Source organism: Thiomicrorhabdus hydrogeniphila (assembly GCF_054656895.1).
The window spans coordinates 2388583-2405833 of record NZ_BAAHXL010000001.1 but is presented as its reverse complement, the minus strand read 5'-3'; the positions used below and the strand labels follow the sequence as shown (position 1 = coordinate 2405833).

Below are 17251 nucleotides of genomic sequence, written 5' to 3'. Positions count from 1 at the left end.
TATTTATTCCTTTATTAAAAAAAACGTTTTAAACCTTTAAAGAATCCCGTAACTCTTTCATAATAAGCAAATAGAATCAATATCAAACTTAATGTAAATAATGAATATAATAAATAGTTATTAGATACATTATAAATGCCTTGGACATGGTTTTTTATATCATCTGGGTCAGTTGTTATGGTGATAAAGCCAAAATAATCACTTAATATGCTAATGATGGAAAAAATTTGTACTATAGCTAGTACAAAAAGAATATCACTTTGTTTTTGTTGTACTTTATTGTTTTTTAACTCTAGCTTTCGGTGTAAAGAAGTTTGACAAATATTTAAAGTTTTATCAATACTATTGTAATCACTATTTAATGACCAATAGTTTTCAACTTCTTTAAATACTTCCGTTTGATATGGCTTTAAGTGGACAATAAAATTGTCTTTTTCAAATTTTAAATTCTCAAAAAATACTACAAATTTATCAAATACAACTAAAGTGTCTGATAGTTTACGGTATTCTTCATTATACTTAACATCATGAAAAAGTTTAGTTATGAAGGTTTTGTAAAAATCATTAATGATTATATAGATATTTTGAAGTTTTATAAGAACTGGTAAAATATGTAAATCTTTATTGTCTTTGATTCCGTAAATTGTTGAGCATCTCCAACCAAAAAAAACAATTTTTGGAGTGTTTAAATTAGTAGTTGAATTTATTAATTCGTCATTGCAAGCAATAGAGAAATTTGAATATATATCTTTTTTTTCTTTAACTTGGTCTATATCAAAATTTGATGAAAGAAAATCTTGTAAATGCAAATCATATTGATAGGTGGTTGAGCAATACTCTTCAAATTTAGGAAGAATCGAAAAAATATAACCAGTATTATTTCTTATATATATTTTTTGATTGATTTGAGTAATAATATTTAATTCTCTTGCAACTGCTTTTATGCAGTGTTCTTTTATAGATTCATACCAACTAGAAACTTCCAGATTACCGTTAATATCATCAATAACAAATTCATTTCTTATTTGGTGATTAATCCTTTCAAGACACTTCATGTCGTATTGATTTGTTTTATTAAGAGCTAAGCATGTCACAATAAAGAAAATATCAACATCTTTGTCATAATATAAGACAAACCCACTTTCACTTTTATCAAATTCAAAATTTTTAATTAATTCAGAGTTATTTATTTCATCAAGTTTTGAATTGTATTCTTTATGATCGGAGGATAAAAAAGCCCCTTTACCTTTAAAAAATTTAGAAATTTCTTGGTGCCAATCTAAATCGAGATTTGCATCTGAGTCTTTATGATTATTAAATGTAATGTCAGACCAAGTTTCTCCTATTGTGAAATTTGAAAAGTGGTGCTTCGTGAAAAGCTCTTCAGACATTAAAAGTGGTTGGAAACAAAAAAAACGAAGCATCTATAGATAATCCTTTCCTATGTTTTCGATATATTCATTGGGCAATGGTTCTAAACGGTAGTCGAGAGTTAATTCATCTCCTTTTAAAATATCTTTATTTGAAATTACTCTTAATGGATTATATTTTAGAGTTAAATTGGGTTTGCGACTGTGGTTTATAAAACTGTAATCGGTTCTATATGGACGCACTAATATTTCACTATTAGTGATTGCGTTCCATTCAAACGTTAGTTCGTAATTTTTGTGTAAATCCCAATTTATAAGTTGCCCATCGAGTTCTCCTAATATAAAGCCTTTAGGGATGAATTCAGAAGCGAATAAGCCATTTCCATGGATAGAACTTTTAGAAATTTTTGTTAGAGCTAGGTTATTAATGATATCTTTCATAGCATGATGACTCAGAGATTTATAAACGTTTAATATTTTAAGTTGTTTGGCCATACAGGATACCTCATAATGAATACCAATCCCACTACTTGTAACCATTTCTCCACGGAGTATTTAAATTATAGGAAGTGTTTTAGTTTAAAAATCAAAACGTATTTTAAAGTAAAAAACAAACGGAGATAACTTGTATAAAAATGGATGTTTCTTTCATGAAGAGCATAATAGACGAAAGCAGTCAATGGAAAAGCTTGAATCTTGGTAGCCTTAACTTTGAAAGGTATGAAGGCTCCCTTTGTAATAGTAAATTCAATAAAAAACTCTTAAAATCAATAAATAAATATAGTCATTTGTTTGATGAACAGCCATTAAGTTTTCAGTGCGGTTTTGAGATTGAGTTTTATATAAATCCTGATGATATCAAATTAGTTTTATCTAAACTTGTAAAAATAATTCCAAAATTTCAAATGATTCTTGTTGATTTGAATAAGGTACCACAAACAAATGGTAAGGATTTTTATTTGATTGGGGAAAAAACAGGAACGCCTTCAGAAGGTTTAAAAAGTTATGAGTTCGTTAGTCCAAAGCTAGATTATAAAACCTTACCTTATTACATATCAAAGACATTAAAAATACTTAATCGAGTCGGTGCTACTGATGATGAAAATGTTGGATTTCATTTGCATGTTTCAACAATAAATTGCAAGCCTATTTCTCCAATTTCTTTAATTTACTACCTTGATAGCTTAAATGACTTAGATAGTAAAAAAAGAAAATATACTCGTAGTGTAGTAAAACAATTCTTTTCATATAAACCGCAAAACTGGCAAATTATTTTCGAGCATATTGCAAGGAAGTGTTACGACGTTAATCTTTTATATTTTAGTAAAAATAACAGGATTGAATTCCGTTCAATAGGCGGGCGACAATATTTAAAGGATATAGATTTGATTTTACAATCAATATTTAATTGTTTTGAGGCTTATAATTTGGCCTCAATTGCATCTTCAGAGCATATTGCCAAAAACATTATAAAGCGATATGAGTTGGATAAAAATATAGTCAGTTTAATAGATGTTGATGTTAAGCAGATGAAAAATCTTAGTATAAAAGATTTATGGCTTCCAATCTCGGGTAATGTTGACTGAGTTTTGAAAGATCTTCACATAAGATAATAACCTATGTTTATTCAGAAGAATTTCAAGTAATTAAGGCATAGATTTGGATGGTTTAGTGAAATCTGGTTGAAAAATCCTGTTATACCGTCTGTCTAAAACGGGTTGAATTTTTAAATTATAACTTTTTTATAAATGATTTAATACAGAGTCTTTGATTCTCTAATTCCAATATGGGAAGCTTATTGTTCATATCAAATAACTGAACTTGGGCACATCTTCATCAGAGAAAAATTTTAACAGGCTTATAGATGTATCAAGTGCTAGGGTATGACGGAATGCCTGAAAACATATTTATTTAACCTCTTACTGAGTATAAAAATTATACTTATCCGTTAAAATGCGTAAAATGAATTTCGTTCAAAAATATATAGAATCAAGCTAATACATTTAGATGCTTGTAAAAAAGGTCAGCATGTCAGAAGAAGAAAAGAAACTCCTCGAACAACAGTTATGGAATATCGCCAACGCCTTGCGTGGCAAGATGGATGCTGATGAATTTCGGGATTACATTCTCGGCTTTATCTTCTACAAATACCTCTCTGAAAAGCTTTGTCTTTACGCCAATACCTTAGAAGACAATTTTGATTACGCGTCAGTCGATGAAACCACCGAAGAAGGCGCGGAGATTGTGGCTGCAGTCGCAGAAGAAGCCGTTGAAAAACTCGGTTACACCCTAAAGCCTTCTGAGCTGTTTTCAGCCGTGGCCAAAAAAGGTTCGGCAATAGAAGGCGAATCCACCGATAACTTCATTTTGGGTGAACTGCAAACCATCCTTAATAACATCGAACAATCTACGATGGGCACGGAGTCAGAAGATGACTTTAACAAACTGTTTGAAGACCTTGATCTTAACTCCAGTAAGCTCGGTAAAACCGAAAAGCAAAAGAACGAATTAGTCTCAAAAGTACTATCGCATTTAGATAAGGTGGACTTTCAATTAGAAAACGCCAATGCCGATGTATTGGGTGACTCTTACGAATACATGATTGCTCAGTTTGCTTCTGGTGCCGGTAAAAAAGCCGGTGAGTTCTATACCCCGCAAACTGTTTCCTCTATTCTGGCTAAAGTCGTTACCGATGATAAAAGCTATTTAAAATCCGTGTACGATCCAACCTGTGGTTCGGGTTCTCTGTTGTTACGTGTAGCCAAAGAAGTCAAAGAGGTGGGGCATTTTTATGGCCAAGAGCTTAACCGCACCACCTATAACTTGGCACGTATGAACATGATTCTGCATGATGTGAACTACAAACAGTTCGACATCAAGCAAGACGACACCTTAGAGCACCCACAGCATACCGATATGCAGTTTGAAGCGATTGTGGCTAATCCGCCCTTCTCCGCTCACTGGTCAGCCAATCAACTGTTTATGAGCGATGACCGTTTCTCGCAATACGGCAAACTTGCACCCAAAACCAAAGCCGATTTTGCCTTTGTGCAACACATGATTCACCACCTAGCGGATAACGGCACCATGGCGGTGGTATTACCGCATGGCGTGTTATTCCGTGGGGCGGCAGAAGGCCATATTCGCCAATACCTCATTGAAGACCGCAACTATCTGGATGCGGTCATTGGCTTACCCGCCAATATCTTCTATGGAACCAGTATTCCAACTTGTATTTTGGTATTCAAAAAATGCCGTACCAATCCTGATGACATTTTGTTTATTGATGCCTCTAATGACTTTGAGAAAAACAAAAATCAAAACGCCTTAACGCCTGAGCACATTAAAAAGATTGTTAGCACCTATCACAACCGTGAAACGCACGATAAATACAGCTATGTAGCAGGCCTGTCAGAAATCAAAGAGAACGACTACAACCTCAATATTCCAAGATACGTGGATACCTTTGAGGAAGAAGAACCTATTGATTTAACCGCTGTGACACAACAAATTAGAGTGTTGGATACAGAGATGAAACAGACCGATGCCGTGATTGCAGATTACTGCAAACAGTTGGGAATTGAGGCGCCGTTCTAATGAGTGATGTAATTAACAATGTGCCAGAGTTAAGATTTAGTGGTTTTAATGATTTTTGGAGAGCTATTCCGTTTGGTGATATATATTCATTCTCTGCAACTAACTCACTTTCGCGTGCATCATTAAACGATACCTCAGGCGAGTACAAAAATATTCACTACGGTGATATTCATACTAAGTTTTCGACAATGTTGGATGCGAAAAATGCTTCCATTCCATACATTACAGATTTTAATGAACTTTCAAATTCACATGCAAAGAGTCATTGTGAAGTTGGAGATTTAGTATTTGCTGATGCTTCAGAGGATTATGCTGATGTTGGTAAGGCTATTCAAATTATAAGTTTACCTTTTGAACCATTGGTTTCAGGGCTGCATACATTCCTGGCAAAAGATAATTATCATCAAACAGCTTTAGGATATTCAGGGTATCTGATGTCATCTTACAAAGTAAGAAGACAAATTATGACGATGGCTGTTGGAGCTAAAGTTTTAGGGATTTCAAAAACAAATCTAGCAAAAGTATTGCTGGATATTCCTTGCAAAGAAGAACAACAAAAAATCGCTGATTTTTTAAGTTCGGTGGATAAAAAAATCGAACAGCTCACCGAAAAACACCGCCTGCTCACCGAATACAAAAAAGGCGTCATGCAACAAATCTTCACCCAACAAATCCGCTTCAAAGACAACCAAGGTAATGACTATCCTGATTGGGTAGGCTGTTTGTTAGGTGATCATTTTGAAGTAGGCTCAAGCAAACGCGTTCTTCAAGAAGACTGGGTCAGTCGTGGTATTCCATTCTTAAGAACAAGAGAACTTGTTTCATTATCAAAGAAACAACCATTTTCTAGCGAGATTTTTATCTCGCCAAAACTGTTTAAAGAATTGTCAGATAAGTATGGAGCACCTGTTGAAGGTGATTTTTTGGTAAGTGGTGTCGGTACTCTTGGTATTCATTATCAAGTGAAAGCTTCAGATAAGTTTTATTTTAAAGATGGTAATGTTTTATGGCTAAAAAGAAAGCCAACGATAAATGCAGGTTTTTTTAATTTCTCCTTCCAATCAGATTTTGTTCAATCCCAGATTGTTGCTCAGGCGTCAACTACGACGGTAGGAACATTCACTATACAAAATGCAAAGAAAACTAAATTATTAATACCTAAAAGTCTTGAGGAACAACAAAAAATCGCCAATTTCCTTACCGAAATCGACCATAAAATCGACCAGGCCAGGGCAACCCTAGAACAAACCAAAGCCTTCAAAAAAGGCTTATTACAGAAGATGTTTGTATGAGTTTACAAATAAAAAGTAAATGGACTGGTAATCTTTATTTGATATCAGTTGGTTTTGTAATAGGTTCTGTTTTATCTCTGTTGTTGACAGTGCCTTTGATACAGTCGGAAATGACTAGGTATGAAACTATCACTGTCATATCAAGCTTAGCAATGTTAACTATTGCAGTGGTTACAATAAGTTTTACATATTGGTCTAATAAAAACCAACGGCAGCACTGGTTGGATGATGCATTTATAAAGTACGAATCTGAAAAATTAATAGAGTTTAGAATCGCCTTGGGTGATGCTCTTCAATCCTATTCTTTTTTTCACAATGAACTTTTACAGCCCAAAAAGTATGGTTTTCTTCCCAAAGAACCACCTGTACTGAAAAGAGCGGAAGTTGTTAAAAATTTTAATGAATTGGTTCACTTAAATAACCTCTACAATCAGAATCAACATGTGTTTCGAAAGCATGGATTAGATAAGCAAATTTCATGTTTTAGTTTATATCTTGATGTCGTCAAGTTGCTTCCACCAGAAGATTTAAAATATGACATGTTTTCGCAGACTGGAGAAAACTGTACGTATCTTTTAGAAAACTGGAATGTAATCGTTAGTAGCTTTGTTCTTGTCGCAAGATCTTTAATTGACTACTCTGATGCGGATCAATTACCTGATATAGATAAGTTAAATGAAGATTTAAAAAAAGATTTAGAGGAAGAAAGGCTAAGACTTCTAGAAGTTATTGCTCAGCGTATTAATGAACTAACTTTTAAACTAGATGAAGTGACCCTTCACAATTATTCAAATTCATCTCCGAGTTTAGGTGCCAGAATTTTTAAGTTTTATCAGCACTTAGAGTCTTAAAGAATTACTAAAATAAAAAAGGTTTAAAAGTGGTTGCAGATTTTGAAGGTTACGAATTAATTTCCCTTTGTGGATTTGGTAAAAGAGAAGAAAAAAGATACTGGGAGACATATTCTCAGAACCTTGTTATGTCAGATAAACAGAAGCAATACCAATCACTCAAACAGTACTGGGATCTTAACGACGATGATGTTTTTATCCTGTTACAAAAATGTAATTATTTAGATTCGGGTATTCGAGAAATGGCTTTTGTAGGTTTGGTCGCAAAAAAGACTGATGCAAAAGAATTTGAAGAAATTGAGATTAACGACCTTGGAGCTCTTAAATTTAATCCAAATGTAGATTCAGGTACTGTCATACGTATCAAAGAAGTTGAAACTTATGATTTTATTCAATCATACTTCAAGCTAAATCGTATAGAGCCATAACAGTGAGAAAAGAGACGTTACCCAATGCCATTAAGTTAAGCTGTAACGCATTGATTATGTTAAGATAAAGCTTACATTTTGGTTATAGAAAAGGAATTAACAAATGTCATCTTTAAACTTCATTTAAAAACACTTATACCCTTATTAATAATATTTTATCTAGACCTTCTTTCATAAAACAACACCGTCTATCCAAAACTGCTTTCACTCGAAATCGCAGCTTAGATTTTTCCAGTTTAGTTCTTTTTCTACTCAATTTTAGAAAACAAACAGGGCAAACAGAACTCAATCAGTTCTTTGAACATGTTCAGTCTAGTTCTTCTCGCCGATTACCTTCGCAGTCTGCTTTAACTCAGGCAAGAAGTCAGTTATGCTCATTGACCTTCAAAACGTTAAACAACCACTTGGTCAATCATGTTTATGCTGAATCTAAACGTTTAAAGCATTGGAAAGGGTTTCGATTAGCAGCCATTGATGGCTCTATGATGCGACTACCCAAATCAAAAAATATAGTCGATAATTTTGGCGTACATAAAGGACAGAATTCAACCGAGGGCTGCCCTATGGCACTTTGTTCTGTATTTTATGATGTTTTAAACCGCGTAGTGATCGATTCAACCATTGAATCGATTCATACATCAGAGAGAACTTGCGCAATTGAACACCTTCATTACTCAACCAACAAAGATTTAGTGTTATATGACCGAGGCTATGGTGGCTTCCCTATTTATGCTTATCATCAACAATGCAATAGAAAGTTTTGTGCAAGAGTAAAGGTAAACCAACTCAAGATCGCTCAAGCTTTTGTAAAGAGCGGTGCTAAACAACAAGTGGTCACGCTTAAGCCCTCAAAATACTCTGCCAATCAATGTCAACAAAATGAATTGGATGCTGCCCCTATTACACTGCGTTTAATTCGGGTAGACCTAGACTCAGAGGTTGAGGTATTAATCACCAATTTAATGGATGAAAGACATTATCCAACGAGTTGCTTTAAACATCTTTATTTTTTACGTTGGGGCATTGAAGAAAACTATAAGCGATTAAAACAATGGCTAGAAATTACCAACTTTTCAGGCAAGACTGCGTTGTCAATCAGACAGGATTTTTTTGCCAAAATCTTAGCAGCTAATCTAACAGAAATACACAGCTGGGTAGCACAGAAAAAAGTGAACCGAAAAGATAAAAAACGCAAACTCAAATATCGAGTTAATTTTGCACAGACGGTTTCTAAAATGAAACACTCACTAGTCAGGTTTATTTTTTTGGCTCACGGACCAACTCGTAAATTAGATAAAGAACTTCGAAGGCTAATTAATAAGATAGCATTATCAGTAACGGCCATTAGAAAAGGTCGAAAATTCAATAGGACTTTGAGAAGTAAAGAGAAATTAGAACTGCCAATTGAGTATAAATCATGCCTATAAAACAACGACTTACAGCTTAACTTAATGGCATTGAGACGTTACCCTTTACTTAATTTCTTTAAGTATTTGGTTACTTGTTTTCAAATTATTACCAGGCCTGGTAAATCCTAGAAAAAACCAAAGTCTTCAAAATAAGGCTTATTACAGAAGATGTTTATATGAATGCAAATGATGAGATTAGAAGTACAAAGTTAGCTATTAAGTTCGCTCTAGGCTTTGGGGTTGTAATTTATTTCATCTATTCAGTTGTACTGCTTTTTTCAGAAGATTTAGTTGATATTGATGCATTATCTAAGTTTGGTAGTAGTACATCTGCATTATTTGCAGGGCTTGCCGCATATTTGGTTTTCTTAACACTACAAACTCAAAAAAAAGAGCTAGAAGCCACAAGAGAAGAATTAAAGCAGAGTCGAATTGAGTTAGAAAAAAATAGAAAAGATCAGTTTCTTAAATCAATCGAAGAAAGATTTCATAGTCAATTGAGTCTCTTATCTGAAAATAGAAAAAACCTTTGGTTAAATGAGGATAAAAAACACTTCGAGGGTCGAGATGTTATAGAGCACATAATTACAAAAATTACTCAAGATTGTGAAAGCCAACTTTATAAGTTGGCTCAAGTATCATCACCAATGCAAGATGGATTTGAAGATTATAAGAAAGCATTTGACATATTTGCAGACCTAAGTTTTGAAGATCAACAAAAAGTAATACAAACATTAAGGAAACAAATAAAATTCTATACAGGTAATGTAGCGGGATCATTTTTCCTTTTACTAAAAAATATTGATGATTTCATTTTGAAAAATGAGGAACAGTTTGAAGATTCTGGTAGATACTTTAAGCAGATGCTTAAATCGCAATTAAATGTCAGCGAGATAAAGTTTATTTATTGGCAATCCATCATTGTTCAGCCAGCTCTAATAAGACAAGGTAGTTTTTTATTAAAACGACTTAAACCTAGTAAAGAGTTTTTTTTGTTTGATATTAAAGCTATGAAAGATATTCCAGACAATCTTGAACCAAAAGCTTCAGACTCGGTTGATTTGACGATTTAAACTTTTACCGACCGTATAGGAAAACAATGCTAGAAATTACCTCCATTGACACCGTTACTGAACAAGGCCAAACTCAACCACTGGTTTGTAAGGCCGATGATGGTGATTTTTATTTTGTAAAGTATCTTAGAGGTGCTACGGCTAATGGTTTGGTTAAAGAATGGATTTTTGCACAAATGGCACGTGATTTTGGATTTAACACGCCTGATTTTACAGCCGCATTTTTATGCCAGCCTTTAATTGATGCGTTTCCGCATTTTGCTAAGCATGGTGTTGTCAGACCGCCAGAAGAAGGAGTGGTTTTTGCTTCTAAAAAGGTCGACTATTGTGAAGATTTTTCTATGAGTAATCTTTACTCTGTATCTATCGAAAAGCAGCAAGACCTATTGGTTTTTGATTTATGGATTCGTAATGATGACCGTAACCTAAGTAATCAGGGAGGTAATGTTAATTTGCTTTGGTCAGTAAGTGAAAATGACTTTTATGTATTTGACCACAACCTCGCTTTTGATGAATCAGAGGATAAGTTTCTGGAAACTCATGTCTTTAGAGAATCAGCAGGACAGGATTATAATTTTGATATGGTTTTACGTCAGAACTATGAGCAAAAGCTACAAACGATTTTGCAAAAATGGGATAATTACATTTCTGCTTGTCCGCCAGACTGGCTTGAAGCCGATGACTTCACTTTAGATTTAGAATACATGAAACGCACTTTACTAAGTGATGCGCAAGGCCAAATTTGGGAAAGACTAAGATGAAAAAGCATATTATTCAGTACAGCATTATTCAGTTTATGCCATACCCTGATCGAGAAGAAGCGGTCAATATGGGCGTGGTTTGCTTTTGTCGTAAAACTAAAAAATTTGCTTTTAAATTATTATCTGCACGCAAACAGGGTCGTGTAAATCAGTTTTTTAAAACGTTACCAAAGGATTTGTTTAAACACAGCATTGAACTGGTAAATAAAGAGTTGAATCGACTCATTTTAATGCAACAAAAAACCAAGCTTCCAGAATCGGTGTTTCAAGAGCTAATACGACCAAGAGATTCGCTTGTTCGTTATATAGATGTGCGCGTATTAATGGCGGATAATTTTGCACAAACATTAAATGAGTTATTTAATGATTTGGTTGCTTTTGAGTCTAAAACTTACAAAAAGAACCACGATGCAATTTTGGCGAATAAGTTTAAAAACATACTTAAACAACATCATGCGGAAACCTTATTTAAAGATGTGCACCTTGAAAAGAAAGAGATCGGTTTAAGTGTGCCTATGCCATTTTTTAATGAAAATAATCATAAGAGTGTTAAACCATTGAGCTTTGTAGAGCAAAAGGATGCAAATAGCTTAATTAAGCATGCAGCTAATTGGGCAATGCAAATTGAGCTTTTAGAGCAGGCAGAGCTATTGGAGGCGAAAAAACATTTAGTGACTTATGAAAAGCCAGTGAGCAATTTTGAATCTGCTTTTGAATTTGCTTTAGAGGTACTTGATAAAACCAATGTTCAGTTAGCTGCTATTGATTCGCAAGCTGAGATTGATAAATTCCTGAAACTGCATTAATGGCAATTTAAAAAAATTAAGAAAATTAGGGCTACTTTTAAGGTAGCCTTTTTTATATAAAAATTACTACTAAAATAGACGCTTTATATGGCAAACAAAGTAGAAGACCAACAAGGTTATTATTTTTCTGGGCAGCTTCAGTCTGAAGCGCAGTTGGAAAACAACCTCATCCAACAGCTTTCTAACCAAGGCTACGAGCGTGTTTCGATTGAAACGGAAGCCGACCTGCTCACTAATCTAAAGCGACAATTAGAAAAGCACAATAAAACGGTTTTCTCGGATAATGAATTCAGCAAAATCCTCAACCACTTAAACAAGGGTAATGTTTACGAACGTGCCCAAACCCTCCGCGATAAATTCAATTTAAAGCGAGATGATGATTCAACGTTGTATATTGAATTCATCGACCAAATAGAGTGGTGCCAAAACCAGTACCAAGTCACTAATCAAGTGACCATAAAAGGCGAGTACGAGAATCGCTATGATGTGACGATTTTGATTAATGGCTTGCCGTTGGTTCAGATAGAGTTAAAACGCCGAGGATTAGAACTTAAAGAGGCATTTAACCAGACGAATAGGTATCAACGTCACTCCTATGGTGCGGGTACTGGTCTGTTTCAGTATATACAGTTGTTTGTGATCAGTAATGGGGTGAATACCAAGTATTACGCGAATAATCGTAACCAGTCTTTTAAACAAACCTTCTTCTGGTCAGATAAAGACAATAAAGCCATTACTCAGTTAGAAAGCTTTGCCAAAACCTTCTTAGAAAAGTGTCATCTATCCAAGATGATTACCAAATACATCGTCTTAAATGAAACCGATAAAATCTTGATGATATTGCGTCCTTACCAATATTTTGCGGTGGAAGCGATTATTGATAAGGTCAAAAACTCCATTCACAACGGCTATATCTGGCACACCACGGGTTCGGGTAAAACGCTCACCTCCTTCAAGGCCGCGCAAATTCTCACGAACTTACCTAAAGTCGATAAGGTCGTGTTCTGTGTTGACCGTAAAGACCTGGATTACCAAACCGCCAAAGAGTTCAACTCGTTTAGCGAAGGCAGTGTAGACAGTACTGATAACACCCAAAAGCTGGTGCAGCAATTTGGTGACGATACTAAGCTGATTGTAACGACTATTCAAAAGCTGAACACGGCGATTATGAAAGAGCGTTACAAAACGGCCATGGAACCGCTCAAAGATAAACACATTATCTTTATTTTTGATGAGTGTCACCGCAGTCAGTTTGGGGAAACCCATCAACGCATTACCGAATACTTTAATCATTATCAAATGTTCGGCTTTACCGGCACCCCAATTTTTGCCGAGAACGTCGCCAGTAATAAATTGGGTAAACGCACCACCAAAGACCTATTTGGTGAGTGTTTACACAAGTACGTGATTACCGATGCGATAAGAGACGATAACGTACTGAAGTTTGCAGTTGAATACATTAGCACTTTTAAAGAACGTGATACCGTTCAAGATCTTGAAGTACAAGACATTGACACCCAAGAGGTGATGGAATCTCCACAACGCTTAGAAGCGATTGTGGATTACATTATTGCCAACCACGACCGTAAAACCCACGCTAGAGAGTTTACCGGCATGATGTGTGTGAGTTCGGTGGATGTACTGACGGCTTACTACGATATTTTTAAAGCCAAAAAAGAAGCGGGTGAACACAATCTAAAAATCGCCACTATCTTTAGCTATGCCGCCAATGAAGACGATAAAGATGCCGACGACAATATTCCAGAAGAAACCACCGACATGGAAGGCAAAGCGGTGAACCTGCATAGTCGTGATAAGCTCGAATCGTACATTGGTGACTACAACCAAATGTTCGGCACTAAATACACGACTAAAGATTCCAGGTCGTTCTACAACTACTACAACGAACTGGCTAAGCGTGTAAGAGATAAGCAAGTCGATATTCTGCTGGTGGTGAATATGTTCTTAACGGGCTTTGACTCCAAACCACTGAACACCTTGTATGTTGACAAGAACCTTAAATATCATGGATTGATTCAAGCGTTCTCACGCACCAACCGAATTATGGGCGAGAAAAAATCCCAAGGTAATATTGTCTGTTTCCGTAATCTTAAACAAGCCACCGATGATGCGATTGGCCTGTTCTCCGATAAAGATGCCAAAGACACCATTATCATGGAGCCTTATGAGAACTATGTTGAGCAGTTTAACGAAGCGTTAGAGGCCCTAAGAAGCATTGCCCCTGATGTAGATAGCGTGAACGATCTGCAATCGGAAGAAGACCAATTTAACTTCATTAAAGCTTACCGTGAGCTAATGCGTGTCTATAACGTCTTAGCGACCTTTACCGATTTTGACTTTGAAGATTTAGCCATTAACGAACAAGAATATGCTGATTACGGCAGCAAGTATCTTGATTTGTATGACCACACTAAAACCAAAAAAGAAAAAGTCTCAATCCTCAATGATGTGGACTTTGAGTTAGAGCTGATACACAGAGATGAGATTAACGTTACCTATATTCTCAAGCTATTAGGTCAAATGAAAGATGCACCAAAAGAAGAGCATGAGAATCGTAAGAAAAATATTCTGGATATGCTCTCTGGCGATGTAGGGATGCGTTCTAAAAAAGAACTGATTGAAAAGTTCATTCATGAGAATTTGCCTGAGATTCAAAACGGTGGTGAAGTCGAAGATCGGTTTAAACAATTCTGGAAAGAGCAAGACAAGGCTGAAATTGAACGAATCTGTTCTGAGGAAGGCCTTGATCAGGAAAAGGTCAAAAAGCTGATTTCGAGCTATCTATTCACCGAAAAACTACCGTACCGTGATGATGTGGTGGATACCATGCATACCAAACCAACCATTCTTAAACGCAAAACCGTTTCTCAACGTGTTTTAGATAAGATGTTAGATTACATTAAGACTTTTATTGATGGGGCGCCTGAGTAGAGGCTTCATAAATTACTTTAAGTAATTGGTCAAAATATTAGTAAGTTAGACTGAGACTGCTAACCAGGTCGTAAAATAGTTAACTGGCAAATTTGAATAAAGGAATACGAATGAATTTTGATACTTTCTGGGCTGACATTATTGCAACAATTTTGGGGGGAATTGCATTAACCTTTCTATTCTTTCTCTCTAGAGAGAAGCTGTTTCCAATTCCTGAAGTTACAGGCCAATGGTATTTAGAAATGCGGACTGAAAATACCGATTATAACCCTTATAAAGATATGGTTCTGAGATACGTCATAATGATTTGGCGTGAAGGGAATGCTCTTAAGGGGAGTGCTGAAAAGATATACGAGAACTCTTCTACTGGAGAGCGTGATTTTGTTGGTCAAAACCGAACAAGAGCTATTATTGAAGGCTATGTTGAAAAAAACTATTTAGGTAAAGATAGGGTGTTTCTCCATGCAGTAGAAGATGGGCATGGTCGAGAGTCGACAAATTTTTATGATTTACAGATGAAGTCGGATCTGAAGATGGAAGGTATCTTTAATTCAATGGTTGCGAATCAAGATGGAAAAGTTGTATGTCAAAAGAAGCCATTTTGAAATTTGTATATTTTCTATGCACTATTCCTTTTAACTTAATTGCAATGATGTTATTTCTCTTCAATGCTTTTCATGTAAGAGATAAGCTTAATAAATGTATCCAAGAAGTTGATCAAAGACGTTCAGAAGTACCTGATAAATTTATTTCATATTTAATTGTAGCGGAAGATCATAGGTCATTATATCACTACGGAATCGATCCTGTTGGTATGCTTAGAGCGCTCTATGCAAGAGTTTTTAGTAATGAAATTCAAGGAGCTAGTACCATCGAACAACAGTTTGTTCGTGTAGTAACTGCTGAATATGCATATTCTTTAATAAGGAAGTTTAAAGAGCAGGTGTTGGCAGTACTTTTAGTGAATAGAAGAAGTAAAGCTGATATTGCAAAAGCATACTTAGCAATTGCTTACTATGGCACTCTATGTGAGGGTTCAAAAGGTATTCTGAGTCAGGTTGGTTGTGATTTACAGTTAATATCTGAAAACCAAATAATTTCAATGGTAGCTAGATTAAAGTATCCAAAACCTTTAAAAAATATAGAAAGCTGGGAAAAAAAGTATCTCAGTAGAGTTATCTACATAAAGGATAGGCATAAAAAATCGTTTGGCACTTAAAGCAATGATTTTATCTAGAAGACTTAAGCAAAACATGATTTGGAGAATACTTTTAAATGAGAAGTCAGTTTACTGATACCGACTTAAGTCGTGAGCTATCGGTTGAAATATTTGATGATTACAAAACAGGGTTAGAGTTTATAAATTCTAACCCAGATTATTCACTGCATAAATTTAGAGATGTTACAAATGCAGTTGTAAGTTTGATTGCTAAGAAGTTTGATATTGATTTACAGAGTGAAAAGTTAGTAGATAATATTAGGCTTCTTTTCGATAGCCAAGTAATCAATCATAGTCTACATAATGAGTTACACCAAGTCAGAACACTTGGCAATTCTGGTGTCCACAAAAATGTTAGTTTTGATGGAGAAAAAGAATTTTATATTCAAAGACAAAAACAGTTGATAAAGAGTGCATTAATTGCACGAAAACATCTTGTATCAATATTCGAAGATGTATATTTTCTTATTAAGAATATTCGACCGCCAACACAAATAATTTATGTTCATATAGGGATGCAAGACTATCGTGAAACGCTATATAACGCCTCGGTTTCAGGATGTTTTAAGGAAAAGCTGAAAGCTGGAATTATTTTTGAATCCATTATAAAAGAACAAAGTTATACTGCTTCTATGGTTGTATCAAATGATTTTATATATCATTTAGATGGACTGGAAAAAAGTGCTCTTGCCTTCTACGAAGCGTCATACAAAATATCAGCAAAAGTAGATAGAAAGCTGTTTGAGTTTTCTTCAGGTTCTGATAAAGAAACGCTAATACTTAAAAATTGTGCTCTTGAGCCATTATATAAGTATGCCTCTCTAGCATTAGCTCAAGATAACGATAAAGAACTAAAAGAAAGAGGGAGGAATGTCCTTAAGGTAGCTGCCGATCGAGGATATGCATTAGCAGAGTCGTTAATGGGAGGGTACTTATATGAAGAAAAAAATTTTGAATTAGCATTGGATTATTTACTAAGCTCTGTGAATAAAGATGAACCGTCGAGTTTATTGATTCTTTTTTACTATTACACAGATGGATATGCGTGTGAGCCTGATCATGAAAAGGCTTTAAAGTATTTAAGAAAAGCTGTCGATCTTGGTTCTGCCGATGCTTTGGCGTGTCTCGGGATTGTATATCATAAAGGAGAGTATTGCCTTAGAGATGAACAGAAAGCGAAAGAGTTACTGGAAGAGTCTATTGCTGGTGGAAGCGTTATTGGTAAACAGTATTTGACTGTAGAATTTAATGATTTGCCAGGTAAAATGATGGAAGAATTCAAGCAACTTGCTACAGACATGAAAGCTGCTCTTAAAGCTAAAAAATCAAAACCTATAACAATTGGTAAAAAGATTAAGCCAAATGAGCAATGCCCATGTGGTTCTGGGCTGAAATATAAAAAATGTTGTCAAAATAACCTTAACACTGGAAATGCAAGAGGGCAGAATGAATTTACAGATGTAGATCCCTTGGATATCCTCAGACTGTGATAT

15 protein-coding genes are annotated in these 17251 nt (G+C 35.1%); 13 read left to right on the top strand and 2 right to left on the bottom strand.

Annotation, left to right across the window (positions count from 1 at the left end; genetic code table 11):
* Positions 1-14: 14 nt before the first annotated feature.
* Both ACYQ0E_RS10840 and ACYQ0E_RS10835 read right to left on the bottom strand, forming a co-directional pair.
* Positions 15-1424 carry a hypothetical protein gene (locus tag ACYQ0E_RS10840; protein ID WP_460188244.1) on the bottom strand — a complete coding sequence of 470 codons (1410 nt, stop codon included), beginning with the start codon at positions 1422-1424 and terminating at the stop codon, positions 15-17.
* A complete protein-coding gene (locus ACYQ0E_RS10835; protein ID WP_460188243.1) occupies positions 1425-1865 on the bottom strand; it encodes an SET domain-containing protein in 441 nt (146 codons plus the stop codon).
* Between the two features lie 155 nt (positions 1866-2020).
* Here ACYQ0E_RS10835 and ACYQ0E_RS10830 point away from each other — a divergent pair, with 155 nt between their 5' ends.
* The 13 genes from ACYQ0E_RS10830 (at position 2021) to ACYQ0E_RS10770 (ending at position 17248) form a co-directional block, all read left to right on the top strand.
* Positions 2021-2956, top strand: coding sequence for a hypothetical protein (locus ACYQ0E_RS10830; RefSeq protein WP_460188242.1), 936 nt, complete (start codon positions 2021-2023; stop codon positions 2954-2956).
* 442 nt (positions 2957-3398) lie between these two features.
* Entirely contained in the window at positions 3399-4967 is a 1569-nt protein-coding gene (locus tag ACYQ0E_RS10825) for a type I restriction-modification system subunit M (protein WP_460188241.1), read from the top strand.
* Complete coding sequence (locus ACYQ0E_RS10820) at positions 4967-6259, top strand: restriction endonuclease subunit S (protein WP_460188240.1); 1293 nt, start codon at positions 4967-4969, stop codon at positions 6257-6259. Before ACYQ0E_RS10825 ends, ACYQ0E_RS10820 begins: the two co-directional genes overlap by 1 nt.
* Positions 6256-7110, top strand: coding sequence for a hypothetical protein (locus tag ACYQ0E_RS10815; protein ID WP_460188239.1), 855 nt, complete (start codon positions 6256-6258; stop codon positions 7108-7110). The genes ACYQ0E_RS10820 and ACYQ0E_RS10815 overlap by 4 nt, the downstream gene beginning before the upstream one ends.
* A gap of 29 nt (positions 7111-7139) precedes the next feature.
* Positions 7140-7538 carry a hypothetical protein gene (locus tag ACYQ0E_RS10810; RefSeq protein WP_460188238.1) on the top strand — a complete coding sequence of 133 codons (399 nt, stop codon included), beginning with the start codon at positions 7140-7142 and terminating at the stop codon, positions 7536-7538.
* Positions 7539-7681: 143 nt separating this feature from the next.
* Positions 7682-8965, top strand: a complete 1284-nt coding sequence (locus ACYQ0E_RS10805; protein WP_460188702.1) for an IS4 family transposase — start codon at positions 7682-7684, stop codon at positions 8963-8965.
* 158 nt (positions 8966-9123) lie between these two features.
* Positions 9124-10020 carry a hypothetical protein gene (locus ACYQ0E_RS10800; protein WP_460188237.1) on the top strand — a complete coding sequence of 299 codons (897 nt, stop codon included), beginning with the start codon at positions 9124-9126 and terminating at the stop codon, positions 10018-10020.
* Positions 10021-10046: 26 nt separating this feature from the next.
* Positions 10047-10781, top strand: a complete 735-nt coding sequence (locus ACYQ0E_RS10795; protein ID WP_460188236.1) for a HipA family kinase — start codon at positions 10047-10049, stop codon at positions 10779-10781.
* Complete coding sequence (locus ACYQ0E_RS10790) at positions 10778-11587, top strand: DUF3037 domain-containing protein (protein WP_460188235.1); 810 nt, start codon at positions 10778-10780, stop codon at positions 11585-11587. Before ACYQ0E_RS10795 ends, ACYQ0E_RS10790 begins: the two co-directional genes overlap by 4 nt.
* Before the next feature lie 87 nt (positions 11588-11674).
* Positions 11675-14539: a type I restriction endonuclease subunit R gene (locus ACYQ0E_RS10785; protein WP_460188234.1), complete on the top strand. Its 2865-nt coding sequence runs from the start codon at positions 11675-11677 to the stop codon at positions 14537-14539.
* Positions 14540-14649: 110 nt separating this feature from the next.
* Positions 14650-15144 (top strand): hypothetical protein, encoded by a 495-nt coding sequence (locus ACYQ0E_RS10780; RefSeq protein WP_460188233.1) that lies wholly within the window; start codon positions 14650-14652, stop codon positions 15142-15144.
* Positions 15123-15758 carry a transglycosylase domain-containing protein gene (locus ACYQ0E_RS10775; protein ID WP_460188232.1) on the top strand — a complete coding sequence of 212 codons (636 nt, stop codon included), beginning with the start codon at positions 15123-15125 and terminating at the stop codon, positions 15756-15758. The genes ACYQ0E_RS10780 and ACYQ0E_RS10775 overlap by 22 nt, the downstream gene beginning before the upstream one ends.
* Positions 15759-15814: 56 nt before the next feature.
* Positions 15815-17248, top strand: a complete 1434-nt coding sequence (locus tag ACYQ0E_RS10770; protein WP_460188231.1) for an SEC-C metal-binding domain-containing protein — start codon at positions 15815-15817, stop codon at positions 17246-17248.
* The last annotated feature ends 3 nt before the right edge of the window (positions 17249-17251 follow it).

What these genes read in the sequence shown, in the direction of transcription:
- ACYQ0E_RS10785 (WP_460188234.1), top strand. Translation starts at nt 11,675, where the DNA reads ATGGCAAACAAAGTAGAAGACCAACAAGGTTATTATTTTTCTGGGCAG.
- ACYQ0E_RS10835 (WP_460188243.1), bottom strand. Translation starts at nt 1,865, where the DNA reads ATGGCCAAACAACTTAAAATATTAAACGTTTATAAATCTCTGAGTCAT.
- ACYQ0E_RS10800 (WP_460188237.1), top strand. Translation starts at nt 9,124, where the DNA reads ATGAATGCAAATGATGAGATTAGAAGTACAAAGTTAGCTATTAAGTTC.
- ACYQ0E_RS10815 (WP_460188239.1), top strand. Translation starts at nt 6,256, where the DNA reads ATGAGTTTACAAATAAAAAGTAAATGGACTGGTAATCTTTATTTGATA.
- ACYQ0E_RS10770 (WP_460188231.1), top strand. Translation starts at nt 15,815, where the DNA reads ATGAGAAGTCAGTTTACTGATACCGACTTAAGTCGTGAGCTATCGGTT.
- ACYQ0E_RS10790 (WP_460188235.1), top strand. Translation starts at nt 10,778, where the DNA reads ATGAAAAAGCATATTATTCAGTACAGCATTATTCAGTTTATGCCATAC.
- ACYQ0E_RS10775 (WP_460188232.1), top strand. Translation starts at nt 15,123, where the DNA reads ATGTCAAAAGAAGCCATTTTGAAATTTGTATATTTTCTATGCACTATT.
- ACYQ0E_RS10825 (WP_460188241.1), top strand. Translation starts at nt 3,399, where the DNA reads ATGTCAGAAGAAGAAAAGAAACTCCTCGAACAACAGTTATGGAATATC.
- ACYQ0E_RS10780 (WP_460188233.1), top strand. Translation starts at nt 14,650, where the DNA reads ATGAATTTTGATACTTTCTGGGCTGACATTATTGCAACAATTTTGGGG.
- ACYQ0E_RS10830 (WP_460188242.1), top strand. Translation starts at nt 2,021, where the DNA reads ATGAAGAGCATAATAGACGAAAGCAGTCAATGGAAAAGCTTGAATCTT.
- ACYQ0E_RS10820 (WP_460188240.1), top strand. Translation starts at nt 4,967, where the DNA reads ATGAGTGATGTAATTAACAATGTGCCAGAGTTAAGATTTAGTGGTTTT.
- ACYQ0E_RS10840 (WP_460188244.1), bottom strand. Translation starts at nt 1,424, where the DNA reads ATGCTTCGTTTTTTTTGTTTCCAACCACTTTTAATGTCTGAAGAGCTT.
- ACYQ0E_RS10795 (WP_460188236.1), top strand. Translation starts at nt 10,047, where the DNA reads ATGCTAGAAATTACCTCCATTGACACCGTTACTGAACAAGGCCAAACT.